This is a genomic window from Myxococcus hansupus, assembly GCF_000280925.3.
GTDB lineage: Bacteria > Myxococcota > Myxococcia > Myxococcales > Myxococcaceae > Myxococcus > Myxococcus hansupus.
The window spans coordinates 3,657,570-3,682,416 of sequence record NZ_CP012109.1; the positions used below are offsets into that span (position 1 = coordinate 3,657,570).

Annotated in this window: 22 protein-coding genes; 8 read left to right on the top strand and 14 right to left on the bottom strand. The window is 69.9% G+C overall.

Annotation, left to right across the window (positions count from 1 at the left end; genetic code table 11):
• Positions 1 to 141: 141 nt before the first annotated feature.
• The 4 genes from A176_RS14170 to A176_RS14185 all read right to left on the bottom strand — a co-directional run bounded on the left by A176_RS14170 (position 142) and on the right by A176_RS14185 (position 4,904).
• Positions 142 to 1,191 (bottom strand): GNAT family N-acetyltransferase, encoded by a 1,050-nt coding sequence (locus tag A176_RS14170; protein ID WP_002640782.1) that lies wholly within the window; start codon positions 1,189 to 1,191, stop codon positions 142 to 144.
• Positions 1,184 to 1,903: a hypothetical protein gene (locus A176_RS14175; protein WP_002640781.1), complete on the bottom strand. Its 720-nt coding sequence runs from the start codon at positions 1,901 to 1,903 to the stop codon at positions 1,184 to 1,186. The genes A176_RS14170 and A176_RS14175 overlap by 8 nt, the downstream gene beginning before the upstream one ends.
• Positions 1,904 to 2,278: 375 nt before the next feature.
• The gene (locus A176_RS14180) at positions 2,279 to 3,940 is read right to left on the bottom strand and encodes an acyl-CoA dehydrogenase family protein (RefSeq protein ID WP_002640780.1); all 1,662 of its coding nucleotides are present in this window, start codon (positions 3,938 to 3,940) and stop codon (positions 2,279 to 2,281) included.
• 85 nt (positions 3,941 to 4,025) lie between these two features.
• Complete coding sequence (locus tag A176_RS14185; protein WP_002640779.1) at positions 4,026 to 4,904, bottom strand: FtsW/RodA/SpoVE family cell cycle protein; 879 nt, start codon at positions 4,902 to 4,904, stop codon at positions 4,026 to 4,028.
• Between the two features lie 213 nt (positions 4,905 to 5,117).
• On the opposite strand from A176_RS14185, the gene A176_RS14190 reads away from it, so the two are divergent.
• Both A176_RS14190 and A176_RS14195 read left to right on the top strand, forming a co-directional pair.
• Entirely contained in the window at positions 5,118 to 5,300 is a 183-nt protein-coding gene (locus A176_RS14190; protein ID WP_002640778.1) for a hypothetical protein, read from the top strand.
• Positions 5,301 to 5,443: 143 nt separating this feature from the next.
• The gene (locus tag A176_RS14195) at positions 5,444 to 7,318 is read left to right on the top strand and encodes a hypothetical protein (RefSeq protein ID WP_002640777.1); all 1,875 of its coding nucleotides are present in this window, start codon (positions 5,444 to 5,446) and stop codon (positions 7,316 to 7,318) included.
• A 6-nt stretch (positions 7,319 to 7,324) separates the two neighbouring features.
• Here A176_RS14195 and A176_RS14200 read toward each other — a convergent pair whose 3' ends face one another.
• Positions 7,325 to 8,113: a WbqC family protein gene (locus A176_RS14200; protein WP_002640776.1), complete on the bottom strand. Its 789-nt coding sequence runs from the start codon at positions 8,111 to 8,113 to the stop codon at positions 7,325 to 7,327.
• Positions 8,114 to 8,300: 187 nt separating this feature from the next.
• On the opposite strand from A176_RS14200, the gene A176_RS14205 reads away from it, so the two are divergent.
• Positions 8,301 to 10,370: an ATP-binding protein gene (locus A176_RS14205; RefSeq protein ID WP_193409844.1), complete on the top strand. Its 2,070-nt coding sequence runs from the start codon at positions 8,301 to 8,303 to the stop codon at positions 10,368 to 10,370.
• Between the two features lies 1 nt (position 10,371).
• On the opposite strand, the gene A176_RS14210 is transcribed toward A176_RS14205, so the two are convergent.
• Positions 10,372 to 11,154, bottom strand: coding sequence for a phytanoyl-CoA dioxygenase family protein (locus A176_RS14210; RefSeq protein ID WP_082282741.1), 783 nt, complete (start codon positions 11,152 to 11,154; stop codon positions 10,372 to 10,374).
• An 83-nt stretch (positions 11,155 to 11,237) separates the two neighbouring features.
• Here A176_RS14210 and A176_RS14215 point away from each other — a divergent pair, with 83 nt between their 5' ends.
• The 4 genes from A176_RS14215 to A176_RS14230 all read left to right on the top strand — a co-directional run bounded on the left by A176_RS14215 (position 11,238) and on the right by A176_RS14230 (position 15,867).
• Complete coding sequence (locus tag A176_RS14215; RefSeq protein WP_044889160.1) at positions 11,238 to 12,182, top strand: alpha/beta fold hydrolase; 945 nt, start codon at positions 11,238 to 11,240, stop codon at positions 12,180 to 12,182.
• Between the two features lie 133 nt (positions 12,183 to 12,315).
• Positions 12,316 to 14,202, top strand: coding sequence for a lamin tail domain-containing protein (locus A176_RS14220; RefSeq protein WP_002640771.1), 1,887 nt, complete (start codon positions 12,316 to 12,318; stop codon positions 14,200 to 14,202).
• Positions 14,203 to 14,283: 81 nt separating this feature from the next.
• Positions 14,284 to 15,066, top strand: a complete 783-nt coding sequence (locus A176_RS14225; RefSeq protein ID WP_021780955.1) for an exodeoxyribonuclease III — start codon at positions 14,284 to 14,286, stop codon at positions 15,064 to 15,066.
• A gap of 18 nt (positions 15,067 to 15,084) precedes the next feature.
• Complete coding sequence (locus tag A176_RS14230; RefSeq protein ID WP_002640769.1) at positions 15,085 to 15,867, top strand: lysophospholipid acyltransferase family protein; 783 nt, start codon at positions 15,085 to 15,087, stop codon at positions 15,865 to 15,867.
• Between the two features lies 1 nt (position 15,868).
• Here the strand turns inward: A176_RS14230 and A176_RS14235 are convergent, their stop codons facing one another.
• Positions 15,869 to 16,402, bottom strand: coding sequence for an LbetaH domain-containing protein (locus A176_RS14235; protein WP_002640768.1), 534 nt, complete (start codon positions 16,400 to 16,402; stop codon positions 15,869 to 15,871).
• Positions 16,403 to 16,510: 108 nt separating this feature from the next.
• Positions 16,511 to 16,972 carry a universal stress protein gene (locus tag A176_RS14240; RefSeq protein ID WP_044889162.1) on the bottom strand — a complete coding sequence of 154 codons (462 nt, stop codon included), beginning with the start codon at positions 16,970 to 16,972 and terminating at the stop codon, positions 16,511 to 16,513.
• A 157-nt stretch (positions 16,973 to 17,129) separates the two neighbouring features.
• On the opposite strand from A176_RS14240, the gene A176_RS14245 reads away from it, so the two are divergent.
• Positions 17,130 to 17,987 (top strand): SDR family NAD(P)-dependent oxidoreductase, encoded by an 858-nt coding sequence (locus tag A176_RS14245; RefSeq protein WP_002640766.1) that lies wholly within the window; start codon positions 17,130 to 17,132, stop codon positions 17,985 to 17,987.
• Positions 17,988 to 18,007: 20 nt separating this feature from the next.
• Here the strand turns inward: A176_RS14245 and A176_RS14250 are convergent, their stop codons facing one another.
• The 6 genes from A176_RS14250 to A176_RS14275 form a co-directional block, all read right to left on the bottom strand.
• Entirely contained in the window at positions 18,008 to 18,802 is a 795-nt protein-coding gene (locus tag A176_RS14250; RefSeq protein ID WP_002640765.1) for a trypsin-like serine peptidase, read from the bottom strand.
• Positions 18,803 to 19,150: 348 nt separating this feature from the next.
• Positions 19,151 to 20,668: an FAD-dependent oxidoreductase gene (locus A176_RS14255; protein WP_002640764.1), complete on the bottom strand. Its 1,518-nt coding sequence runs from the start codon at positions 20,666 to 20,668 to the stop codon at positions 19,151 to 19,153.
• Positions 20,665 to 22,011 (bottom strand): 2Fe-2S iron-sulfur cluster-binding protein, encoded by a 1,347-nt coding sequence (locus A176_RS14260; RefSeq protein WP_002640763.1) that lies wholly within the window; start codon positions 22,009 to 22,011, stop codon positions 20,665 to 20,667. The genes A176_RS14255 and A176_RS14260 overlap by 4 nt, the downstream gene beginning before the upstream one ends.
• A 209-nt stretch (positions 22,012 to 22,220) precedes the next feature.
• Positions 22,221 to 23,678 carry a DUF8173 domain-containing protein gene (locus A176_RS14265; protein WP_002640762.1) on the bottom strand — a complete coding sequence of 486 codons (1,458 nt, stop codon included), beginning with the start codon at positions 23,676 to 23,678 and terminating at the stop codon, positions 22,221 to 22,223.
• Between the two features lie 7 nt (positions 23,679 to 23,685).
• Entirely contained in the window at positions 23,686 to 24,189 is a 504-nt protein-coding gene (locus A176_RS14270) for an anti-sigma factor family protein (RefSeq protein ID WP_002640761.1), read from the bottom strand.
• A complete protein-coding gene (locus A176_RS14275; protein ID WP_002640760.1) occupies positions 24,186 to 24,716 on the bottom strand; it encodes an RNA polymerase sigma factor in 531 nt (176 codons plus the stop codon). Before A176_RS14275 ends, A176_RS14270 begins: the two co-directional genes overlap by 4 nt.
• Between the last annotated feature and the right edge of the window lie 131 nt (positions 24,717 to 24,847).

Below are 24,847 nucleotides of genomic sequence, written 5' to 3' on the forward strand. Positions count from 1 at the left end.
CCGCTGCCGTTCGAGCGTGACGAATCCTGGACGCTTATTCCTCTCCGTTCAACTCACCCCCGGATGTGTGACAATTCGAACACGAAGACGGGCGGGTCGCCCCGTACCTCTTTGTGTGGTGTTGCTTTGGAACGTGGCGCGTCAGCGCAGGTGCATGAAGACGCGTGGCGAAGCGGGCAGCTCCACGTCGGGCGAGGAGAGCAGGCATGTCACCCGGGCGCCTCCCGGGAAAGGCAGCCATCCCGAGCGCAGCATCAATGAGGCCGGCGTGCAGGGGCTGTGCAATATCGCGGCGCAATCCGCGCCCTGGGCCACCATGTCCTGCATGGCCACCCAGAGCAGCCGGCGCTGCTCCGAGAGTGGCAGCCCTTCCTTGAAGGCAATCAGGTCCACCAGCCCCGACGTCAGGAGCCCTCGCGCCGTCATCTGAAGCGTGTAGTAGTTGACCATGCCCTGGATGACGCCGTCCCGTTCCAGGACGAAGGTCCGGGGGACCTGGCGGTACTGGAGTTGGTGCGCCAGGCGCTCCGTGGTGTAGGCGTACCCCAGGTTCACCGGGCTCATCATCTTCTGGACCAGCGTCATGCACTGGGGCAGGTCCTTCGGCTGGTAGGCCCGGATGCCGTCGGTGCGCGCGCCCTCGAAGCGCCGCCGCTGGAAGGGCTGGGTGAGCGTGAGGAACGCGCGTTCGGTGGCGCTCAGCGACCAGCGGATCGCCTTCCGGCTGTCGAAGGTGTACAGCCAGAGCGACAGGCCGTTGAGGTAACGCGCGTGGCTCCGCCGGCCCCAGAAGGCTTGCCCCAAGGTCCCGTCGGACACGCAGGCCAGGGTGAGCGCCGCGCCGCGCTCGCGGTGGCGGGACAGCATCTCGTCCGACATCTTGACGGCGATGCCTTGGCCCCGGCTCTCCGGCGCCACGGTGGCCCAACTGCCGTAGGTGCCGTCTACCTGCCGCTGGCCGAGTTGAATCTTCGCGGGCTCCGCGAAGAAGACCCCCACCAGCTTGTTCTTCGAATACGCCCCGAGCATGTAGTCCCGGTCCGCCAGGGGATTGCTGAAGAGCAACCAGTCGAAGAAGCGCTCATCCCAGAGGGTCAGCCCCATCTTCGCGCCGTACGTCCGTTGCCAGACGCCGTTGAGGAACAGGGAGGCTTCCTTCGCGTCACCGTCGAAGGAGCGGATCTCAACCATGACGGACCTCGGACGCGGAGGTGGGCACCTGCGCCGAGGCGGGGACGGTGAGGCTGGGAGGCGCGCCCTCCGACGCGGCCGCCGAGGGATGCGGACCGAACAGGTGCGTGTAGAGCGCGCGCGTGGTGGGAATCAACGCGTTCCAGTCCGGGAGGTGGACCCGCTCCGGCCCCACGAGGACCTTGGCGTAGAGGGCCTCGTAGACGCGCTTCACCGTGTTCGGGGCGATGGCATCCACGTCGAACGCGGGCACCAGGCCCACCAGCTTGAAGCCGCGGTGCTCCGCGTTGCGCTGCACCCGGGCCAGCTTCAGCGTGGAGTAGTAGAGCACCACCTCCGCGCCGATGCTGCGGCCCACCTGCTCCAGCAGGGAGATGCCGAGCTGCCCCAGGCCCAGGCCGCGCTGCGATGGCTCCACGGCGCCCATGGTGGCCGACAACTGGAGCCCCCGGACGTTCCGCTCGAGCGTCATCAGCCCGATGATGTCCCGCGTGGCCAGGTCCCGGCAGATGAACGCATACACGGGCCGATCCGGCGACTCGCCCTGAAGGTATACGTCCTTGTCGTAGAAAGAGGGCTCCAGGTGCCGGCTCTCCGTCCCGACCCGGATGTCCGGGTACCAGGTGCCCAGGAGCATCGTGATTTGAGGCACGTCCTCTCGCGAGAGCTGCTCGACGGAGCAGCCCTCTGGCGATTTGAGTTGCCCAAACATCTCGTCCAAACTTCGCCATTGCATCGTGTGCATGGAACGCATGATTCGAGATTGCGGGTGTCCTTGGCAGCCGAAATTTTCTGCCTTTTCACGAGTCTGTCTTTGTTCGGTCAGGTCCTCGCTCGAAGCGTGACGTGTTACACACGTTCCGAGTTTGGGAGTCGTCAGCGGAAGTCTGGGTTGGCTGTGATGGGAGGGGCGCCGTCCATGAGGCGACGCTCGGGTGCCTCCAGGGGAGCCTGTCCCAGAGGGAGGGGCCCTATGACCCGAGGGGCCCCACGGCTGGATTTATCGATTCTTACGAGTCGATTCAGCCAGCCCTGGGGACGAATTTGAGTGTAAGTGATTGGGTCTGTTTCGATGTGTGGCGTTGTTTCATGCCAACAGCCGGGCTTCTTCCAGGTTCGAGTCTTGCTGGATGAGATTGACGCCGTGCGACGCGAAGCGCCGGGCCGCGGCCCGGCTCCGGGGGCCGTGGCCGTGGTCCAGACACCATTGGGCATGGGCGCTCAGCAGCGCCAGCTCCAAGGTGCGGCCCAGTGTCAACGCGAAGCGGCGGGCCCCGGCCTCCAGGGTGGAGGGGTTCTCCAGCGCGCCGGAGACCCAGTCCCGCGCGTGCTCCAGGGCGGCGTGGGCGGCCTCGGCGCAGGGCCGCAGGCCGGCATCCCGGACCGGGCCCATGAGGGTCTCCACTTCCTGGAAGAAGGCCTCCAGCGTGCCCACCTTGGCCAGGGCCCGCAGCGCATCCAGGGACAGCACGTTCGTGGTGCCTTCCCAGATGGAGAGCACCTGGGCGTCCGCCTGGAGGCGGGGGATGCCGGTGTCCTCCACGTAGCCCGCACCGCCGAAGGACTCGGTGACCTCGGAGGTGACGTGCACCACCTGCCGGCCGGTGGTGAGCTTGGCCAGGGGCGTCACCAGCCGTTGCAGGAGCAGCTCCTGCTCGGTGGCGACCTTCGCCTCCATGCGGCCCAGCAGCTCCACGGCGCGGAAGGCGAGCAGGAAGCCCGCCTGGAACTCCGCCTCCAGGCCCGCCAGCGTGTCCACGTGGAGCGGCTTGTCCGCGAGCCTCGCGCCGAACTGCACGCGTCGCTGGGCATAGTCGCGGGCCAGCGCGAGCGCCCGGCGCATGCCCCAGGCGGAGCCCACTGCGTTCCAGGTGCGCGTCACGTTGAGCATCCACGCCATGTTCCGGATGCCGTCCGTCAAACCCGCGACGGGGACGGCCAGGGTGCCATCCAGCGTCAGCTCCGCGGTGGGGACCTTGCGCGTGCCCAGCTTGTCTTTGAGCCGGTTGATTTGGATGCCATTGAGGCGGCCGGCGGCGTCTCGCGTCTCCACGTAGAACAGCGCCAGTCCCTTGCCGCCGGGGCCGTTGCCTTCGGGGCGAGCCAGCGTCAGCGCCATCTGCGCGGTGGTCGCGGAGGTGAACCACTTCGTGCCGGACAGCCGCCAGCCCTCGGGGGATTCGCGGGCCACCGTCTGCGTCAGGCCCACGTCCGAACCGCCCGTGCGCTCCGTCATCCACTGGCCGGACGTCCACGCCGTGGCCGGGTCGCGAGACGTCAGGCGGGGCAGGGCGCGGTCGATGAGTGTCTGGTTGCCCAGCGTGAGCAGCGAGCGCGCGGCGCCGTCCGTCATCGCCAGCGGGCACGAATACACATCCAGTGACGGCTGCACGAGGTAGTTGAGTGCGAATTGGTGGACGCGGCTGAGCTCGGCGCTCTTCTGTTCATAGGCCGTCGCGACGAGGCCGCGCTTCGCGGCCAGGGCCTCGGCTTCCTTCCACAGCGGGGACACTTCGATGTGGTCGACGCGGTGGCCCCAGGCGTCCCACTGGGTCAGCTCGGGCTCGTTGAGCCTGTCCCGGAGCTGGAAGCGGTAGAAGTAGTCGCCGCCCAGGTCGCCCAGGTCGCGGAACTCGTCCGTGAGCGAGCGGAGCAGATCCTCGGGAAGGGTGCGCGCCAGGTAGCTCTTCAGCAGCGCGTCGTCGTCGTACTGATTCCCCAGCCTGGGCGGTTCCTGGAAGAAGCTCATACCGCCAAAGGTAGCACCCCCGCTCGGCGCTGGACGTCGGGCGACAGTGCGAGGCCCCAGCGGGGCTTGCCAGTCGCCGCCAGCGCTACGGGGTGGGGTGCTCCTGCGGGCGCCGCCAGACCGCGAGAATCCCCAGGGCCATGTACCAACCCAGCACGGGACTGGCGCCCGCGCCCATCACGGGAACGGGGAAGTCGCCGAGCGCCGGCGCGCAAAGCGTCACGGCGATGTAGACACCAAGGCTGACGGGCAGGCCTTCGCTCACTGTGCCCTTTGACACACCTGGCAGGGTGGGGATCAGGAGCAGCGCCAGGGCCAGCACGGCCCCCACGCCAAGCGCGGGCGCCAGGTCCGAGGCCAGCCCCACGATGCCCTCGACATGGGGAACGGCTTCGAGCGGGTCCGGCCGGAGCCACGCGCTCAGGCCGAGCCCGAGCACCGCGACGCAGCCCAAGGCTCGCGGCGGCCACGGTGTCGCGCGGGCCTGTGCGAGCAAGAGGCTCGCGGCGAGGGCAAAGGCCGTTGCCTGCCCCGCGTCGGGCTGCGCGGTGAGGACGGCCGACATCGCCAGGGCCAGCGCCGCGGAGATGGCGAAGCGTTGTCTCAGGGCGACGCTGATGCCCAGCAGCACCCACGGCGTGGCGATGGCGGACGCATGGAGCCGGACAGGCCCCAACTGAAGCCAGCGGTGGACTCCGTCGAGCCCCGGGAACAGGAACGTCGAGGCGGTGAGCAGGACCGCGCCGGCCGCGAGAGGAACGGCGATGCGCCGGAGCCCCGAGATCGAGACCTGGCGCAGCAGGAGCACCACGCCCGTGCCCAGCACCGCCGCCACGACATTGGTGGCGAAGACCGTGGTGGGGGCGCCGCCTCGGCTCGCGGTGAACGCGCCCAGGAGGATGGCGGGGAAGGGCAGCAGCAGAAGCCACGGCCGCGCCGGCGCCTGCGTCTTGGTGGAGACCATGCGAGGCGTCTACTACGTGCGAAACATGCTGTCTCGGCGCGGCTCACGTGCCCGGGGGCCTCCGGGCGGGCGGGGTGTCGCGCGCGTGCTGGCGACCGCGGGAGGGCGAAGAGGTCGTTGGCCCCGGAGTTGGCGTCCCAGTGGTGGCAGGTGCCTCGGTTCCGGTTCTTGGGGGAGGTGTTTGATTTGTTTCAAGACATGAGACGAATATTCATGTCATCTCCGAGCAGCCAGAACTCGGAGACCTGGGTGAAGCAGCTCGGTCTGCCATTGACCGCTCTGTGCTGGGATGAAATCCACCCGACCCCCGATGGTCACGGCTTCGTGGCGGACCACGCCCAGGCGCTGATCGAAGAGGCGAGGTCGCTCCAGGACGACGAAGTGGCCGCCTGCTGAGCCGGCGGGCCCACGAGGCGAGGGGCCGGGCGTGCCGCGAGGCCCGGTCCCTTCCAGGAGTCCCGGTTTCTGCCGTAACTCCGTTTCGTCCAAACCGGACCGATGCGGTAGGCTTCTGGCCGAACATCCTCGAGCGAGCACGCATGTCCCTGTTCAGGCGACCGCCATCCCCCGAGTCTGGCCCGTCGGGCGACGACTCCAGCCGCAGCGTCACTCCCGTGGAGACGGCGGTGGTGCCACCCGCTCAACCCACGCCGGTCCTGTCCGGGCCGCCGCGTCCTCGCGCAGGGGGCACGGGGGCGACGACCGCGTTGCCGCCGCGTCCGCCGGGCGCCAACACGGGGTCTCGACCCGCGTTGCCTCCGGAACCGGACGAGCCCGACTTCCCCACCGAACGCCGCGCCGCGAACGCCCCGGTGGACCGCCGCGCGCCACCGGCCCCGGCGACGCTCCCGTCCGTCATCATCGCCCCGCAAGAGAGCCGCGAGCGCCGGGGGCCCGGGCCATCCCAGTTCACGGGCGCCGAGGAGGGCCGTGAGCGCCGGGGGCCAGGCCCGTCCCAGTTCACGGGCGCCGAGGAGGGCCGTGAGCGCCGGGCCGCGCCGGGGCAGCCGCAGTACAATGGGCCGGACAGGCGGGGCACCATCGCGCCCTCCGCCTCCGCGCCGTATGTCGGCCCGGAGCGCCGTGCCGGCCGCCGCGCGGGAGAAGAGGGCGCCGAGCGCTTCTGGCCCGCGCAGCCGCGCACGCTGAGCGAGACGGGCCTCACCGCCACCTTCGTGGAGGAGCTGGTCCTCAAGGCGCTCTTCTTCGCCGGTGAGATGCGCGGCATGGACATCGCCGCGCGGCTCCAGCTCCCCACCTCGCTGGTGGACGACATCATCGAGGGCCTGCGCCGCCAGAAGTACGTCGACATCCGAGGTGGTGGCGGGTCGGGCGTGGGCAAGTCGACGATGATCTACCAGCTCACCACGTTCGTGACGGACGTGCTGCGGCAGGTGCTCGACCGCAACCGCTACAACGGCCCGGCGCCCGTGTCCTTCCAGGAATACGTGGCCGCGGTGAAGCAGCAGACCGTGCGCGGCAACCGCATCACCCGCGCGCGCATGCAGGACAAGTTCGGCGACCTCATCATCAAGGACTACATCTTCGACGGCATCGGTCCGGCGATGAACTCCGGGCGCGCCATCTTCTTCTACGGGCCTCCCGGCAACGGCAAGACGGCCATCTGCCAGGGCATGGTGAACTGCTTCGGCGGGGACATCTTCATCCCGCACGCCATCCTCATCGACGACTTCGTGGTGCGCATCTTCGACGCGAACCTGCACAAGGTCGTCGAGGACGAGCCGGGCGCGGCGGGCTCGTATGACCGGCGCTGGGTGCGTTGCAGGCGCCCGCTCGTCGTGGTGGGCGGTGAGCTGACGCTGGAGATGCTCGACCTCGTGTACTCGCCGGAGGTGAAGTACTACGAGGCCCCGTTCCAGATGAAGGCCAGCAACGGGATGCTCCTCATCGACGACTTCGGTCGGCAGAAGGTCTCCCCCAAGGACCTGCTCAACCGGTGGATCGTCCCGCTGGAGAGCGACATCGACATGTTGACCCTGCACACCGGCAAGAAGCTGCAGGTGCCCTTCGACGTGTTCGCCGCCTTCTCCACCAACCTGGACCCCAGCGACCTCGTGGACGACGCCTTCCTGCGCCGCGTCCGTTACAAGCTGGAGGTGCAGCGCCCGGACGAGGACCAGTTCCACGACATCTTCCAGGTCATGTGCCGCAAGCGCGGTGTGCCGTACGACGCCGCCGCCGTGGACTACCTCATCGACACGCACTACCGCCCCGTGGACCGGCCCTTCGCGGCTTGCCAGCCGCGTGACTTGTTGGACCAGGTCATCGACATGGCGCACTACCAGGGCATCGAGCCCCGGCTGACGCCCGAGCTGCTGGACTCCGCCGTGCGTGGCTACTTCGTGCGCTTCGATAAGGACAAGTCGTCCGCCACGTCCGCCTCGGCGGGCTGAGCGGCGTCAGTCACCCGGGGGCCGCGGCGCGAACGGCCCCCAGGGCGAGGGCTCCAGCCACTGGCGCACCTCGTCCACCGGGACGTTGGACAGCACGTCCACCAGCGACATGCCGTGGACGAAGCGGCCCTCGCGCCCCTGCGCGTACTCCGGATGACGGAAGCGCTGCCACAACACGCGCACGTCCGCGTCCCGGAACAGGCCCACCTTGAGGTACAGGGACGACCCCAGGCCCGAGTAGTACGTGTGGGCCCCCAGTTGCCGGCAGTACGCCACCAGCCGGGCGGACTTGTCCGCGCCCTGTTTGTCCAACGTGGAGGCCAGGACCAGGTTCGGCGTCAGGCCCAGGGACTCGTTGAACAGCGCCATGCTCGCCAACTGCACGCGCAGCAGCGAGCCCGGGCCGCCTTCACGAGAGGCCGCGTCGTAGAAGGGCTCCAGGCGCGGCAACACCTGCGTGGCGAAGTAGGGCCGCTTCCCGTACAGCGTCACCAACATGCGCAGGTGTTCGCGCGCCCAGGGCTGGCGCGTGTCCACCGCCAGGTCCTGGATGAGGGTGTCCCGGTGGGGGGCCTCCAGCGGAATGGACATCCACTGGAAGCCCGGCTCCGTGGGCGGTGGCACGGGGATGTTGTGGGGCAGCGCCACACGTGTACGCCGCTGCCAGCCGCGCCGCAGCCACTGCACGTTGTCCAGCACGACGAAGGTCCCCGCGCGAGCCAACTGCTCGTGGAAGTCCACCCACGGCAGGTAGTGCGGCTGCTCGGCGACGACGACTCCAGGGATGCCCGGCACAGCGGGAGGATACCGTCCTCCCGTCCTCCTGGGGCCCCTCGATTACCCACCGGGCAGGTCCTTGCGGAGGGCCCATGGGGCTTGTCTGACCCCCTCGTTAGGATTCGCTCCCGGCTGGAAATGTCGTGCTACAGCACCGTAGGATTTTTCACCCCGTGTGTTTGGGGCCACGGAGCAGGACGCCTGGATGAAGTTCCTGTGTCTCACCACCGATACACGGCACCCCGTCGCGGAGGAGCTGCGGCGTCAGGGGCAGGGTGTGTCCGTCACCGCCGACCTGGTGGAGGCGGGGGCGGCGTTGGGACATGGGCCGGTGGATGTCCTGGTGGTGGACGCGGCGGACCTGGTGGCGGACGCGCGCTGGCTGGATGGCTTGCGCAAGCGGGCGCGCCCGGAGGAACCGCTGGTGCTGGGGCTGGCGCGCGAGGACACCGACGAGGCGCTGGAGCCGCTGCTGGCCGCGGGCGTGGATGAAATCCTGGTGGAGCCTTTCTCCGCGGTGCAGGTGCGCGCACGGCGGGTGCTGTTGGAGCGCCGGGTGGCGGCGCGGCGGCAGCGGCGGACGGACGAGGCGGAAGCGCGCGGTGAGATGGAGCGGCTGGCCGCCATCATCCAGACCCAGTCGGACGTGGCCATCGCGGGCTTTGGCCTGGATGAGCTGATGAACCTGCTGTGTGAGCGCTCCCGGGTGCTGTGCGGCGCGGATGGCGCCGCGGTGGCGGTGGTGGAGGCCGACGCCGAACTGAACTACCTGGTGACCACCGGCAGCCTCGCGCCCTTCACGGGCTTCCGGTTGCAGGTGGACGGCAGCCTCACGGGCACCAGCCTGCGGCGCGGCGAGGTGATGCGCACGGATGACTCGGAATCGGACGTCCGGGTCAACGTGGAGGCGCTGCGCCAGGTGGGCGCGCGGTCGATGATCTGCGTCCCCTTGTGGCGCGAGGGGCGGCCGGTGGGCGTGCTCAACGTCACCAGCCGGCGCCCGAACGCGTTCGATGACCGGGACGTGCGCACGCTGGAGTTGATGGCGGGCCTGCTCGGCGCGGCGATGGGCAACGCGGCCGAGGCGCAGGCGCGGCAGGAGCTGATGGCGCAGAACGCGCTGGCGCTGTCGGCGCTGGAGGAGTCGCAGGAGCTGTTCGCGTCCTTCATGGACAACATCCCCGCCGTGGCCTTCATGAAGGACGAGCAGGGGCGCCGCATCTGGGTGAACGCGCGCTACAGCCACTACTTCGGCTTCCCGCCGGGGACGGACATGTCCCAGATGGAGGACCGGGAGCTGATGCCCGACGCCTCGGCCGAACAGGTGCGCCGGGACGACGCGGGCGTGCTGGCGTCCGGGCGGCAGAACATCACCGAGACGATGATTCCCGCGCGCGATGGCACGGAGCGGCACTGGCTCACGTACCGGTTCATCGTGCGGGAGCGCTCGGGGCGGCGGCTGCTGGCGGGCGTGGCGGTGGACATCACGGACCGCAAGGCGATGCAGGCCCAGCTCGTGGTGTCGGACCGGCTGGCGGCCGTGGGGACGCTGGCGGCGGGCGTGGCGCATGAAATCAACAACCCGCTGGCCTTCGTGCTCTCCAACCTGTCGTTCCTCGCGGGCGAGCTGCACGCCCTCACGCGCGAGCTGCCCCCGGGCCGCATGGCGGAGCTGGAGGAGGTGCTGCGCGAGGCCACCGACGGCGCGCACCGCGTGCGGCAGATCGTCCGGGATTTGAGGACCTTCTCCCGCGGGGACGACGAGGTGGCCACCGCCGTCAACGTGCAGTCGGTGCTCGAGTCAGCCATCACCCTGGCGCGCAGCGAGCTCAAGCTGCGCGCGCAGATTGTCCGCGACTACCGCGAGGTGCCGCTGGTGGAGGGGAATGAGGGCCGCTTCGGCCAGGTGTTCCTCAACCTGCTCATCAACGCGGCGCAGGCCATTCCGATGGGCCGGTCGGAGCACAACGAGGTCCGGCTGAGCCTGCGCTCGGCCGGGGACCGCGTCATCGTGGAGGTGCGCGACACGGGCATGGGGATGCCGCCGGAGGTGCGCGCGCGCATCTTCGATCCGTTCTTCACCACCAAGCCGGTGGGCGAGGGCACGGGCCTGGGGCTGTCCATCTGCCACGGCATCGTCACCGGCTTCGGTGGGGAGATCTCCGTGGAGAGCGAGGAGGGGCGGGGCAGCACCTTCCGCGTGTCCCTGCCGGTGGCCCAGCGCGCGCGTGAGCCGCAGTCGCCGCCCCCGCTGCGCATCCCCCTGGTGGGCTGAGTCAGCGCCGGAACAGCGGTGTGAAGACGCGCGGCGCCTTCTTCTTGCGCACGCAGCGGATGTCCGCGTCCATGTAGCAGGCGGAGAAGGCGCGGCGGCGCAGCCCGGGGCGTCCGCGTCCGGAGCGGTGCCACAGGTGGTTGTGGACCAGGATGGACTCTCCCGCGAGCGCGGGCAGGCGCACGGTCCGGGCCTCCGCGTCGGCCGCCGCCACCGCGTCCGCCGGAATCACCCCGCCCAGCTCCGTCACCAGCCCGCCGCGATGGCTGCCGGGGATGACCTCCAGGCATCCGCCTTCCTCGGGGGCGTCGTCCAGGGCGGTCCAGAGCTGGAGCTCGGGCTCCCGCGTGAGGCCCCACAGCCGGCCGCCGTCCTGGTGCCAGGGCAGGTTGCTGCCCCCCGCCTGTCCCTTGTGGAAGAGGATGGCGCGGTAGAGCACGACGTCACCCGGGATGAGGGCCCGGGCGATGCGTTCGAACAGCGGGTTCTCCATCCACGCCAGGAAGCGCGGGTCCTTCTCCAGCTTCTCCAGCTTCCGGTAGTCCAGGGACGGCCCCTGCCAACCCAGGCCCAGGGGGGCGTCCTCGTAGCGGCCGGTGGTGGCGTCCGGTTGGAAGAACAGGCCCGGGTAGGCGACCCGGCCGAGCATCAGGTCGTCGGCTCGCTCTCGCAGCGCCGCCAGGCCCTCGTCGCCGAGCACCCGGCCGAGCCTCGCGTAGCCGTGCTCGGCGTAGTGAGCGAGGGCAGGGCGGAGATCGAACCGTTCCACGTCGACGCAGAGCATGGCGCCTCATATCCCGGCCCGGGCTGGATGGGGCAGGTTGCTGCTTGCGCACACGGCGCGTACGCCTCATGGTTCAAGGTGGCATGCCCTACCGTCGCACCACCCGCTTCGTGACCGCCCCGGATGGCTCCCGGGTCGCCTGGCATACGCACTTCGGCAACCTGCGGGAGGCCACGGCCGACTCGGAGCTGCTCCAGCGTCCCACCGTGCTGCTGACGAACGGGATTGGCTCGTCGGAGAACTTCTGGCGCTACCTGGTGGGCAACCTGGAGCAGGACCACCGGGTGGTCCACTGGAACTACCGGGGGCACGGGAGCAGTGACGAGTCCCTGGGCGACGGCTACCAGATCCCCGTGCACGTGGACGACCTGGAGCGCATCACCGAGGCGGTGATGGCCCGGGGAGATGGGAAGCCACCCCACCACGTCGCCTTCTCCATGGGCGTCCGCGTCTTGCTGGACCTCTACCGCCGTCGTCCGGACCTGGTGCCGTCGATGACGCTCATCGCCGGGGCGCCGGGCGCGTTTGGCTCCGGCTCGGACGCGGTGTCGGCGCGTGCCTTCCTGGCCGCCACCCGGGGCATGCTCAAGCTCGCCACTCCCACACTGCCCCTGTCGGTGCCGGTGGCACACGCGGTGATGTCCAGCCGCTTTGCCTACCCCCTGGCTCGGATGGTGGGCGCGCTCCGGGCCCGGGCACCGCGGGCGGACATCGACGAGTTCATGCGCGCCCTGCGCCGCATGAGCCCCCGGGCGTACTGGTACACCCTGCGGGGGATGGTGGAGGGCCACGCCTGGGACGTGGCCAGGACGGTCCAGGTGCCCACGCTCATCGTCGCCGCGAGCAATGACTTGCTGGTGCCGCTCGGTGAAATGGAACGAATGCGTGACTTGATGCCGCACGCCCACTGGATGCGGGTGGACGATGCCGGGCACGCGGGCCTCCTCGAGGCCGGGGCGGAGATCGCCGACGCGGTTCGCGCCTTCCTCGTGGACCACGGGCTGGAGGCCCCTCGTCCTTCGATTTGAGACCGGATCCGCGCGGAGAATTCGCCTTCCTGTGACGGTCCAGTGAAGTCGGAAACTGCCGCCCGGATTGCGTTCGTGCCGACAGGTATGGGATGCAGGGGGTTCTTCAAGCTTCAACGGAGACTCCTTACCCATGCCTTGGTCCTTCCGGCAGTTGCTGGCGCCTTTGTCCGCACTGCTTCTCTTCATGTCTGCTTGCGGCGATGACCCTGTTGAGGTCCGGCCCGTTTGCGGCAATGGCATTGTCGAAGCCGGCGAGACGTGCGACGACGGCAACCGAATCAACGGTGACGGCTGCGAGAACACCTGCCGTCCCACGCCTGACGCGGGCACTGGCGAGCCGGACTCCGGCACGCCTGATGACGACGCGGGCACCGGCGAAGATGATGCCGGCACCATCGAGGATGACGCGGGTACCGGCGAGGACGATGCCGGCACCATCGAGGACGACGCGGGCACGGGCGAGCCTGATTCGGGTACCGGTGAGCCGGACTCGGGCACGGGCGAGCCGGACTCCGGCACGGGCGAGCCTGACTCGGGTACCGGTGAGCCGGACTCGGGCACGGGCGAGCCGGACTCCGGCACGGGCGAGCCTGATTCGGGTACCGGTGAGCCGGACTCGGGCACGGGTGAGCCGGACTCGGGTACGGGCGAGCCGGACTCGGGCACGGGTGAGCCGGACTCGGGTACGGGCGAGCCGGACTCGGGCACGGGTGAGCCGGACTCGGGCACGGGTGAGCCGGACTCGGGTACGGGCGAGCCGGATTCGGGTACCGGTGAGCCGGACTCGGGCACGGGCGAGCCGGACTCCGGCACCGACGCCGGCACGGTTCAGGTTTCCCTCGAGAGCTTCGGGCCGACGGGCGTCTTCGCTCGCACGGGCACCACGGCTCCGACGTTCCCCGAGGCGCTGACGATTCGCCTGCGTGAGGACGCTCCTGCGGAGGTCTGGGTGGAAGTCGCTTCGTCCAGCCCGGCGGTGACGGTGCAGGGCGGCATGGTTCGCTTCGCCGCGGGTGAGCGCACCGCCACGGTGCAGGTGACGGCGAACATCGACGCGGATCCGGAGACGGACAAGGCGACGCTGACGGCGACGCTGGGCAACGACTCGCGCGAGGCCACGGTCCGCGTGCTGGCGGTGAACCAGGTGGCCGAGCTGTCCACGCTGTCCCCCGAGGCGATCTCGGTGGCCGCTGGCGAGGTCCGCGGCTTCACGGTGGAGCTGGATGTGCCCCCCGCGCAGGACACGGTCATCCAGCTCGCGCTGGAGCCCGCCAACCTGGGCACGGTGCCCGCGACGGTGACGGTGGCGGCCAACACCCTGTCGGCGAAGTTCGACTTCACGGCGGGCGGCACGGGCGCTGAGGGTTCTCTCGTCGCCACGGTCGGCGGCGCGTCCATCTCCGCGGCCATCGAGGTCACGGTGGCCTCGACGAACCACATCGTCATCAGCGAGATCGCGCCCGCGGGTCCGGGTGGGGCCAACGACGAGTTCGTCGAGCTCTACAACCCGACCTCGAGCCCGGTGGACATCAGCGGCTATCGAATCCAGTACAAGTCCGCCACCGGTGCCAACTACACCGGTAACTACGCGCTGCCCTCGGGCTCCATCATCGCGCCGCGCAGCTACTTCCTGGTGGGCTCGGGCTCCTACGCCGGCACCCCGGCGCGTGACGCGAGCTGGGGCACGGTCTTCGCGATGGCCGCTGGTTCGGGCCACGTGCGTCTGGGCTACCCGGAGCTGGCGCAGAACGACCCGCTGGGTCACCCGCTGGTCATTGACACCGTGGGCTACGGTTCCACGGCGAACGCGCCCGAGGGCAACCGCATCCCGGCCTCGGCGCCCGCCGCTGGCAGCTACGAGCGCAAGGCCTCGGCCACGTCGACGGTGGAGTCCATGACCGCCGGCGGCGCGGACGAGCTGCGCGGCAACGGCTACGACTCGGACGACAACGCGGCGGACTTCATCGTCCGTCCGACGCGCCAGCCGCAGAACACCGCGAGCCCCGCGGAGCAGTAGCGGGCAGCTCGCCGACCCCTACCGCGCGTGTGTGCGGTAGGGGCTGGTAATACCGCACGGGGCGGGCCATAAGCCTGTCCCGTGCGAGTCGTTTCATGGAACGTGAACGGACTTCGCTCGGTGCACCGCAAGGGCTTCCTGCCCTGGCTGGCGGGCTCCCGGGCGCAAGTGGTGGCCCTGCAGGAGGTCCGCGCGCGCGCCGACCAGCTCCCCGATGAGGTCCGCGCGCCACCCCGGTGGAAGACGCACTTCGTCGCGGCGGAGCGGCCGGGCTACAGCGGGGTGGGGCTGTTCAGCCGCCTGGAGCCCGATGAAGTCGTCACGGTGCTCGGCGTGGGTGAGCTGGACGTCGAAGGGCGGCTGCAGATGGCCCGCTTCGGCAAGCTCACGGTGGTGAACGGGTACTTCCCCAACGGCAACGGGAAGGACCGGGACCTCAGCCGCATCCCCTACAAGCTGACCTTCTACCGGCGCCTCTTCGAGCGCCTGGAGAAGCCCCTGCGCGACGGGGGTCGGGTGCTGGTGTTGGGCGACTTCAACACAGCGCATCAAGAAATCGACCTGGCGCGGCCCCGGGAGAACCGGGAGACGAGCGGCTTCCGCCCCGAGGAGCGCGAGGAGTTCGACCGGTGGATTCGCGCCGGCTGGGTGGACACCTTCCGCCACTTCAACAAGGGTGGGGGGCACTACTCCTGGTGGAGCCAGCGCGCCGGTGTGCGGGAGAAGAACATCGGCTGGAGAATCGACTATGTCTTGGCCTCGCCAGCGGCCATGGCCTACGTGCGCAAGGCTGGCATCCACCCGGATGTGCTCGGCTCGGACCACTGTCCGGTGAGCGTGGATCTAGACCCCGCGGTTCGCTGACGCTTGCTCGAGGCTCTCATGAACGCACTGCTCTCCATCTGGACGTGGATCGAGATTGGCCTGGTGGCGCTGGTTGGCTTTTGCGTGCAGTTGTCGCTCGCCATCCTGACCTGGGCCTTTGACCACAAGCGCTATGTGACGGGGCGCTGCTTCCGGCTCATTGGCGTGACCGCGGCGAAGCTGACGCCGTTCTGGCGCTTCAGCGTGCACGGCGAGGCGCCCGACAAGATCGCGCCGAACACGGTGGTGGTGAGCAACCACGAGTCCAACGCGGACCCGTTCCTCATCTCGAACCTGCCGTGGGAGATGAAGTGGTTGGGCAAGGCCAGCCTCTTCAAGATTCCCGTGGTGGGCTGGAGCATGTGGATGGCGGGGGACATCCCGGTGAGCCGGGGGGACCGCGACTCGGCGACGGGGGCCATGGCGAAGTGCCGTCAGTGGCTGGCCAAGGGCATGCCGGTGATGATCTTCCCGGAGGGCACGCGCTCCAAGACGGATGACCTGCTGCCCTTCAAGGACGGCGCGTTCCGGCTGGCCATCGAAGCGCAGGCGGACGTGTTGCCCCTGGCGGTGAGCGGCACGCGGCGGGCGCTGCCGAAGCACTCCTGGCGCTTCGCGACCTCGCGGGGCCTGGTGACGGTGGGCACGCCCATCTCCACCAAGGGGATGACGTTGGCGGACGTGGAGAAGCTGAAGGAGCTGGCGCGCGAGCAGATTCTCACGCTGCGCGCTTCGCTGATGCCGTTGACGCGAACGGGCCCGGACGCGGCCGTGCCTCCGGGGCCCGCGAGCGCCGCGTGACTCAGGCGTCCTTCACCTTGTCCTTCGCGTCGTCGACGATGTGGCAGCCCGTCTCCGAGGAGAGGGCTTCCTGGATGATGCCGCGCACGAAGTCACGGCCGCCAATCTCGAAGGACAGGCTGACCTTCTCGCCCTTCACCGCGTCGTCCTGATCCAGCTTGAGGCGTCCGCCCAGGGCCACCGCGTTACCCTCGATGGTGGCGCCCTTGTGGACGCGGACCTCGCCGCCCAGTGAGACGGCGTTGCCGGTCACCCGGCCTCCGGGCTCGATGATGACGCGGCCCTGGATGGCGACGACGTCCTCCACCACCGCGCCCTTGCGGACGATGACGTTGCCCTCGACAGCGACGCCGTCCTTCACCTTGTCATCGGCCTCGATGACCAGGTCCGTGCCTTGAACGGCGCGGCTGCCGTCCTCCGACTGTGTGGCGCACACCACCTTCCAGGACTTGGAGGGCTTGGCGTCATCCGCCGCGAAGGCGGGCGAGGAAAGGGCGATGCCGAGGGCCAGTGCGGCGAGAGGGGACGGACGCATGAGAGGCTCCAGTGACAACCGGGATGTCTCTCCCTACGTGCGGCCCCTGGAGTGATTGCACGGGCGCCTCGACGTCGGCGTCCGCGGGCTCACTGGCCGGGTGATGCGTTACTTCGGTTCGGACAGGTGGATGGTGAGCACGGGGCAGGAAGCGCGGGCGACGACCTTCTGCGCCACGCTTCCCAGCAGCAGCCGTGGCAGGCCCCGCCGGCCATGGGTGCCCATGATGATGAGGTCGCACTGGTCCTGCTCGGCGACGTCGAGGATGGTGGACGCCGCCTCACCCACGACGATCTTCTGGCGCACCGGGACGCCCGCGGCCTCGCCTTGGTTGACCTGGGCGGTCAGTTCCTTCGTCGCCGTCTCCACCGCGACGTGCTCCAGGGACGTCGAGTTCCATCCCGGGGCCGCGACCAGCAGGTCGGGGGCCACGTACTGGGGCGGTTCCCAGGCGTGGACCACTTCCACTTCGGCCTTGAAGGGACGCGCGATCTTCATCGCGTAGTCGATGACCTCCCGGGAGCCGTCCGACAGGTCCACGGGAACGAGGATTCGGGAAACAGTCGCCATGTCTTCTTTTCTGGGCATGACCGGTCCCAGATGGAAGTGCCGTGCCGGGGGCACGGCTGACCGCCTGCTGCACAGGGCGGCGAGCTCCGGCGTGGACGCGGCGCGTCGCGCGCGGCGTGAGCACGATGGGCACCTCTCACGAACGGAGGATTCCCTCATGCGTCCCCTCCCCATCGATCAAGGAACCGTTCTCATCATCGGCGCGGCGCAGGGCATGGGCCGCGAGCTGGCCCGGTTGCTCGCGCGGCGCGTTCGCACCCTGGTGCTGGTGGACCGTCAGGCCCAGGCCCTGGAGCCCCTGCGCGACGAGCTGCTGCTGAACTACCCGACGCTGGGCGTGCTCGTGGAGTCCTGCGACGTCTGCGAACCCCAGCAGGTGGACACGCTGTTGTCGTCGTTGGACGCGCAGTTCGTCCGGGTGGACGTATTGGTGAACAACGCCGCGGAAGGGGCCCCGGGGTTGTATGCCCAGGAGGACTGGGCGCGCGTGGAGGCGATGCTCCGCGCCAACGTCTGGGTGCCCGCGCTGCTGACGCACCGGTTGCTCGGGCCCATGCTGGAGCGGGGCCGGGGTGGCATCCTCAACATCGGCTCTGGCGCCGCGCAGCTCATCCTGCCGGGCTCGGCCACCTTCGCGGCCAGCCAGCGCTTCCTCGACGGCTTCACGGAGGCCTTGCGCTTGGAGGTGGAAGGCCGCGGCGTGACGGTGACGCGCGTGGCCCCTGGCCCGCTGTGGTTGGAGGGGGCGGAGGATGACGCGGCGACCGCGCCCTTCTTCCCGCTGTCGCTGGAGCGCTGCGCCCGCGAGGCCCTGGCGGGCTTCGAGCGGGGGGAGGCGCTGGTGTACCCGGGCCTGGGCCACCGGTGGGTGATGCGGCTGATGCCCTTGTTGCCTCGCTCGCTCAAGCGGAGCCTGGGGCGGATGGCGCTGCGAGGCCTGCAGCGGGAGCAGTTGCGTCTCCCACGGCAGGCCCCGCCCATGCTTCAACTGCCGGGCGAGCCCTCACCAATGTGAGGTGAGGGCCCGGCTCGGGCTCACAGGCCGATTTCCGCCAGGCGCGCCCGCACGCGGGTGGCCTTGATGCCGGTGTTGCCGGTGCCGCGGCCCTGCGAGTTGCCGCCCAGGCCGATGTGGTGCAGGCCCACCACCTGGTTCGAGGACGTGGACAGCACGGGCGAGCCGGACGAGCCGCCCAGCGTGTCCGCGTCGTAGGACAGGTCCGTGGTGCTGTAGTTGGCGTTGAGGACGCGGCCGGGCGAGGACTTCTTCGTCGGCGTGCAGCCGCTCGTCGTGTAGTAGTCGCAGTTCTGGTGGACCACGTAGACGGTGGCGTTGGTGGCGGCGTTGGCGGAGGCCACCGTCAGCCAGCCGTAGACGTTGCCGGGGAGCTGGCCGTTGGTGGCCCTGCACCGCAGCGCCGTCATGTCGTCGCTGGCCCAGGTGCGGATGAGCGTGGGGCAGTCGTACCAGACGCGGCTCGCGGCGGCGACACCGTCCTCGTAGTTGAAGGACGCGCGCGCGCCAGCGGCCTGCGAGGCGCTGCCGACACAGTGGTTGTTGGTGATGATGGTGTCGGCCGACACCAGCCACGCCGTGCAGCGCGAGCCCACCGCGGGGATGGAGAGATAGCCCACCGCGCGCGAGCGCGTGCGCTGCGTGCCGGACAGCGTCGTGGCGCTCACCCAGTTCACCGAGCCCACGATGACGTTCGACTCCTGGGACTGGAGCGGCTCGACACCGTCCGCGTCGGGGACGTCGTGAGGCACCTCGGTACCGCAGGCAGACAGGGCTCCCACCAGGAACAGCGCACGAACGCTCTTCACGAACATCGGACCACCTCCACGCGCGGGGTTGCGCGGCGGGGGCCCAGGCACGTGCCGTGCCATGCCCATGCATCGGGCCTCGTCACTCGGAGCGGTTCGCGCGGCCCGCGCGCGGACTGGTGCGTTCCTGTCCAGGCAACTGGGTTGCTGATGTAAAGGGACTTCACATCGCTGCCGGATATCCCAGTTCTATCCGTGTTTTATATGAATATCCAGAACTGACCGAGGTCGGGTCAAGTCGTGCCCCAGGTGTTGTCTCAGGCCAGGACAGGGGCCGGAAAAGTACAAGGGCCGCGGCCGGACCCGGTGACAGGGCCCGGGCGCGGCCCGGAGCTTCCGCGGTGCGTCAGCGGCTCAGCCGATGACCATGTCCTCGCGCTCCAGCGTGCCGGAGCCGAACTCCCGCGAGTGGCCGGCGGCGTCGGAGTAGCGGCGGAGGTTGAAGCGGGTGAAGAGCTCGTCGGACTCGCCGGTGGCCATCCACTTCGCCATCCGCTCCGCGACGGCGGGGGCCATCATGAAGCCGTGGCCCACGAAGCCGGACATCTGGAGCAGGTTGTCCAGGCCCGGGGTGCGGCCGAGGATGGGGTTGTTGTCCGGCGTCACGTCGTAGCAGCCGGCCCACTGGCGCAGCACCTTCACGTGGCCCACCTGGGGGAGCTGCTCCATCAGCGCCTGCGCGAAGCGTGACACGAAGCGCAGGGTGCTGCCCATGTTGAGGCCCGCGGGCTCCTTGGCGTCGCCCATGCCGCCCACGATTTCGCCGCGCATGGACTGGCTGAAGTACAGCCCGCTGTCGAGCACGGAGACCAGCGGCCCGAGGAAGGGCTTCAGCGGCTCGGTGCTGAGGATTTCGTGACGGTGTGGCTCGTTGGGGAGCTTCACGTTCACCAGGTTGGCCACCTGGGGGCTCCAGGCGCCGGCCGCGAGCACCACGGTGTCGCAGGCGATGTCGCCGCGCGTCGTCTTCACCTTGCGGACCTGGCCGCCGCTGGTCTCGAAGCCGGTGACGTCCGTGTACGTCTCCACGCGGACGCCGCGCTTCTGGCAGCCCTGCGCGTAGCCCCAGAGGAAGGGCCAGGGGAAGATGACGCCGTCCTCCGGATTGTAGGACGCGATGAGGCTGTCCTTCATCGTGAGGCCGGGGACGATGCTTCGCGCCTCGTCCGGGGTGATGAGGCGGGTGGGCACGCCGAAGCGGTTGTGCAGGGAGACGTTGCGCTCCAGCCGCTGTGCCACCGGCTTCGTCTTGGCCAGGAAGATGTAGCCCCCCTGGCGCAGCCACACGTTGATGCCCAGCTCGCGCGCGAAGCCCTTCATCAGGTCGATGGAGCGCTTGGCCAGCTCCACCAACGAGGGCGTGCCCCACTGCATGCGCACGCCGCCGCCGTTGCGGCCGGACGCGCCCGCGCACAGGTAGCCGCGCTCCAGCACCACCACGTCCGTCTCACCGGCGCGCGCCAGGTTGTACGCCAGCGCCAGGCCCATGATGCCGCCGCCAATGATGACGACCTTGGCCTTCGCGGGCACCGGCCCTTCCGGGCGCAGCGCGGCGGGGAAGTGGTCCACCTCCTGGGGCAGGCCGCCCACGGGCGGCTGGGACTCGTCCACCTGCGCGGACGCCATCATCCGCAGCTCGGTGGGGTAGAGCGGCTGGCGCGGCGTGAAGGGCACCACCGCCGCGGGCTTGAGCGCCTTCTCCTTGGCCAGCAGCGCGGCCACCGCTGCGGTGCAGCTCTTGCCCTGGCAGATGCCGGTGCCGAAGCCGGTGTAGCGCTTCACGGACTCCACGTCACAGAAGCCCCGCGAGACGGCGTGACGGATGTCGTCGACGGTGACGTCCTCACAGGAGCAGATCATCGCCTTGCTCATGACAGCCCTCCCACCAGCGCCTCGGCCGCGCGTCGTCCGGCCGCCGCCGCGTCCTTCGCCGTTCCGCCGCCCGTGACGTCACCCGCCGCGAACACGTCCGCCGCGTGGGTGCGGCCCTGCGTGTCCGTCTCCACCACGAAGAGGCCGCGCTTCTCGTCGAAGGGCACCTTGGCGCCGCCCTGGCGCGCCAGCTCGAAGCTGGGGCTGACGGGCACGGACACCAGCACCGCGTCACACGCCACCTTCTCCCTGCCGCCGCCCTCGCGCGTGAAGCTGAAGGCGCCCACCTCGCGCAGGCCATGGGCCTTGGGCTCGTCGCCGCGCACCGCCGTGGCGTGGGCGCCCGGCGGCGGCGTGTCGCGCAGGTCCACCACCGCGACCACCTTCACGCCGCGCTCGTGGAGCAGGTTCGCCAGCGCGTGCAGCTCCGCGCCCCAGCCCACCAGGGCCGCGGACTGGGGCGCCACGTCGTAGCGGCGCAGCAGCAGGCTGGCCGCGCGGCCCGCGTAGACGCCGGGCAAATCGTTGTTCTCGAAGGGCACGGTGGGCGGGTGGCCGCCGGGCGTCAGCAGGAAGCGCTCCGCGTACACCTTCAACAGGCGCGGCTGTTCGCCCTCCCAGCTTCCCACCGCGAGGAAGCGCCCCTCCGCATCATCGTAGAGGCCCAGGGCGGTGGCCCGCGTCAGCACGCTGCCTTCGGGGAAGCTGCCCGCGTCGTCGATTGCGGGCGCGCCCGTCTCCGGAGCGCCGTGCGACAACCGGCCGCCGAGCGAGGCATCCCGTTCCATCAGGAGGAAGTCCACGCCGCGTCCAGCGAGCACGCGCGCCGCGGCCAGTCCCGCCGCGCCGCCGCCCACCACCGCGACGCGGGTGCGCACGGTGCGCGCGGGCGCCAGCGCTTGCGCGGGCTCACGGGGCAGCAGGCCCAGGCCGGCGAGCTGCCGCGCCACCTTGGCCATCACCTGCTCGGCCACGGGCACGCCCGCGAACATCTCGTGGTGGTCCATGCCCTTGGGGAAGAACCAGTCGATGCTTTCGAAGATGTCGACCTTCGCGGACGGGTAGGCGTTCTGCCGCTCCAGCTTCATGCCGTCGCGCGCGGGGGTGCGGCACGCGTAGACATTGGGCACGCCATCCACGCGCATCAGGCAATGCGAACAGGCGCCGGCGAAGCAGTAGGGGCCTCGCGGCCGGTGGTACTTGATGGAACGGGCCAGCAGGGGCTCGCCCGCGGCAACGAGGGAGCACGCCACGGGCTCGCCTTCGATGGCGGGAAGGCTTTCGCCTTCGAGGTCCACGGTGATGGCCCGGCCGCGCGGAGGTACGTCGGGGAGGCGTCGCATAGGGGTGCGCGCAAAATGGCGCACGCGGACCGGGCGGTCAAAGCCTCTGAAGCCATGACGCGGCATGGCCAACATGCCTGGCTGACAGGCGCGGTGATGGCGCTCGCGAGCTTGGCTAAGGCGCACACGGGAAAACGCGAAGGGGACCGTCCCGGGCCGTGTGGCGCCCGTGACGATCCCCTGGAGGACAAATCAACTGGCAATCCCTGTCAGAGGGCCTGCTCGTTGGAGGGGATGATGGGCTCGGGCATGCCCTGCGGACGCTGCCCGAAGCGGGTGCGGATGACCGCACCCAGCGCCATGAACCCGACGAGGAGGGTGACCAGGGTGCCGAGGATGGGGATGGCGCCCACCACCATCAACACCAGCAGGCCGAGCGCCAGCACCACCGCCTGCGTCTTCCGGCCTCGGAGGACCGGCACCTTCGTGCCCAGCTCGCTCGCCACCGCCGCGTAGCCCAGCGCCGCCGCCACGGGGGCGGCCAGCCACAGCACCAGGGCCACCGGGATTCCGATGATGGTGATGCAGAGCACCACCGTGAGCGGGACCATGGCCAGCAGGCCCAGGAAGCCGGTGAGCCCCGTCTGCACCGGGCTGCGGCGGACCTCTTCACCCAACTGCTTCATCCTCGCCGGGAAGAACATCTGCCCCAGGAAGCCGAGCCCGAAGAGCACCGCGAAGGTGAGGATGAAGCCCGCCAGGCCCGCGCCGTCGTCGTCCCGGTCGCCGCGGTTCCCGGACGGATGCTTGGCCTCCTTCACGCCCTTCTTGATTTCACCCGCGACCATCCGGCCGATGCCGGCGCCGCCGAAGGACTCGATGCTGCCTTCCACCTGCGCGTCGTCGTCGCGCTCCACGGTGCCGCCAAAGGCAGACACGTCTCCGTCCACCTTCGCGTCCGGCCCCAGGATGACGTTGCCACCGAAGGCGTGGGCGTCACCCTCCACGCGGCCGTGGACCTCCAGGTTGCCGCCGAAGGCCACCGCGTCATCCTTGACGTGGCCATTCACCACCAGGTTGCCGCCGTACACGACGGCGCTCTCCACCGTCTGGCCTTCCTTCACCTCGAGGTTCTGCCCGCGTGCCACCACGTTGCGGCTGCCGTTGCGGCGCATGTTGCGCCGGACCTCGTCCCGGGCCCGCTTCATCTCGTCGCGGGCGCGCTTCATCTCCTCGCGGACCTCCTCGGAGAAGTGCTCCGGCATGGGAGGCATCGGCGGGATGGGGGGAATCGGGGGGATGGGCGGCACCGTCACGGTGGAGGGCGCGTTGGCGACCGGCGCGGGCGCGTCGTTGGCGGAGGGCTCGCTCTCACCCGAGGCGGCGGCGTGCTTCTCCTTCTCCGTCATGGGGCGCAGCGTGAAGATGGTGCCGTCCTGGTCCAGCCGCAGCGAGTAGGCGCGGGCGACGGTGCGCAGGGCCTGGTTCGCGGTGACGCCGCGCAGGTGCACCTCGGCGGGCGAGTCCAGGTCGCCGGTGACGACTAGGTTGAGGCCGCCCTTGTCGGCGATCGTCTTGAGGGCGTCGCGCAGGCTGCCGCGGAAGCTGATGTCGATGGTGCTGGCGGCGGGAGCGCTCACCCCGGCCTGGGGCGCGGTGTTCTGCGCGAGCGCCATGGGGGCGCCGAGGAGCAGAGCGGGGAAGAGGATTCGAGAGAGGATCTTCATGGTTCGCTCACGCTCCGGAAGGGGTAGGCCCGGTTCCGACGAGCCGCTTGAGGCCATACAGCGAAGTCAGGAGGAGGAAGGCGAGGGAGCAGGCCACCGTCAGTCCCGCGGTGGACCACAACGCGTTGACGCCGCTGAGAACGCCCTCCACGAAGGGCCTCCCCTGAACCAGCACGGAGGCGAGCCCGGTGCCCAGCCGGCCGAGTGCCTGGTCGCTCATCACCAGGTAGCCCAGTCCGCCCAGCATGGACGTCAGCAGGATGGCCAGCCCAGACCAGACCTCGCGGCGTCGGGGGACGGGCTCGGCGGTGACGCGGGCCATGACGCTGGCCACCAGGGTGGGCGGGGGCAGCGGGTCCGCGAGCCGGTACAGGTCCTGCTCCATCAGCCGGTGCTCTTCCAGCACCGCGGAGCAGGCTTCGCATTCCGCGGCATGGTCGAGCGCCGGACCTTCTCCCTCATCCAGCTCCGTGAAGAGGACCTCGAGGTCGGGGCACAGGTCGGGATTCATCGCGGAGCCTCCTCGGTCGTCATCTTCTTGCGAAGCTTCTCACGGGCCCGGAAGAGACGGGCCATGATGGTCCCAGGCGCACAGCCCATGATCTGGGCGATCTCCTTCGTCGTGCGCTTCTGGACGTAATAGAGGGCGAGCACCTCCCGGTCGTCGACCGACAAGGTGGCCATGGCCTCCTCCAGCGACTGGCGCTCCTCGCGGGCGATGGCGCCTTCCTCCTGCGACGCCTCGCCGCTGGGGAGGACCTCCTTCATGGGCTCCAGCTCCTCGGTGCGCACCTTGGTGCGGCGGCGGAGCAGGTCCAGGCAGAGGTTGCGGGTGATGGCGAGCACCCAGAGGTCGAACGGGCGCGAGTCATCGTACTTGTGCAGGTTCTGGTAGGCGCGGAGCAGGGCCTCCTGCGCCACCTCGGCGGCCTCGGCCTCACTCTGGAGCAGGCGCAGCGCCAGGCCGTAGACGGGGCGCTGCACGCTGCGAACCAGGGCCTCGAAAGCGGACGGGTCACCCCGGCGGGCGGCCAGCACGTCCGCTTTCCAGGGAAGCGGGGGGGCTTCCTCAGCCATCAGCATCCCGATGGCATGGGCGAGCGACCTGGGAGCGTCGTCGAGGGTAAGAGCGTTCACGCCTTGTCCTACGGCGCGCCCGTCCCCCCATT

Bases quoted from the DNA above. Each gene is read 5' to 3' on its own strand.
- A176_RS14235 (WP_002640768.1), bottom strand. From the start codon at position 16,402: ATGCGTCCGTCCCCTCTCGCCGCACTGGCCCTCGGCATCGCCCTTTCC.
- A176_RS14255 (WP_002640764.1), bottom strand. From the start codon at position 20,668: ATGAGCAAGGCGATGATCTGCTCCTGTGAGGACGTCACCGTCGACGAC.
- A176_RS14220 (WP_002640771.1), top strand. From the start codon at position 12,316: ATGCCTTGGTCCTTCCGGCAGTTGCTGGCGCCTTTGTCCGCACTGCTT.
- A176_RS14190 (WP_002640778.1), top strand. From the start codon at position 5,118: ATGTCATCTCCGAGCAGCCAGAACTCGGAGACCTGGGTGAAGCAGCTC.
- A176_RS14175 (WP_002640781.1), bottom strand. From the start codon at position 1,903: ATGTTTGGGCAACTCAAATCGCCAGAGGGCTGCTCCGTCGAGCAGCTC.
- A176_RS14215 (WP_044889160.1), top strand. From the start codon at position 11,238: ATGCCCTACCGTCGCACCACCCGCTTCGTGACCGCCCCGGATGGCTCC.
- A176_RS14240 (WP_044889162.1), bottom strand. From the start codon at position 16,972: ATGGCGACTGTTTCCCGAATCCTCGTTCCCGTGGACCTGTCGGACGGC.
- A176_RS14270 (WP_002640761.1), bottom strand. From the start codon at position 24,189: ATGAATCCCGACCTGTGCCCCGACCTCGAGGTCCTCTTCACGGAGCTG.
- A176_RS14180 (WP_002640780.1), bottom strand. From the start codon at position 3,940: ATGAGCTTCTTCCAGGAACCGCCCAGGCTGGGGAATCAGTACGACGAC.
- A176_RS14230 (WP_002640769.1), top strand. From the start codon at position 15,085: ATGAACGCACTGCTCTCCATCTGGACGTGGATCGAGATTGGCCTGGTG.
- A176_RS14170 (WP_002640782.1), bottom strand. From the start codon at position 1,191: ATGGTTGAGATCCGCTCCTTCGACGGTGACGCGAAGGAAGCCTCCCTG.
- A176_RS14260 (WP_002640763.1), bottom strand. From the start codon at position 22,011: ATGCGACGCCTCCCCGACGTACCTCCGCGCGGCCGGGCCATCACCGTG.
- A176_RS14210 (WP_082282741.1), bottom strand. From the start codon at position 11,154: ATGCTCTGCGTCGACGTGGAACGGTTCGATCTCCGCCCTGCCCTCGCT.
- A176_RS14265 (WP_002640762.1), bottom strand. From the start codon at position 23,678: ATGAAGATCCTCTCTCGAATCCTCTTCCCCGCTCTGCTCCTCGGCGCC.
- A176_RS14245 (WP_002640766.1), top strand. From the start codon at position 17,130: ATGCGTCCCCTCCCCATCGATCAAGGAACCGTTCTCATCATCGGCGCG.
- A176_RS14195 (WP_002640777.1), top strand. From the start codon at position 5,444: ATGTCCCTGTTCAGGCGACCGCCATCCCCCGAGTCTGGCCCGTCGGGC.
- A176_RS14185 (WP_002640779.1), bottom strand. From the start codon at position 4,904: ATGGTCTCCACCAAGACGCAGGCGCCGGCGCGGCCGTGGCTTCTGCTG.
- A176_RS14205 (WP_193409844.1), top strand. From the start codon at position 8,301: ATGAAGTTCCTGTGTCTCACCACCGATACACGGCACCCCGTCGCGGAG.
- A176_RS14250 (WP_002640765.1), bottom strand. From the start codon at position 18,802: ATGTTCGTGAAGAGCGTTCGTGCGCTGTTCCTGGTGGGAGCCCTGTCT.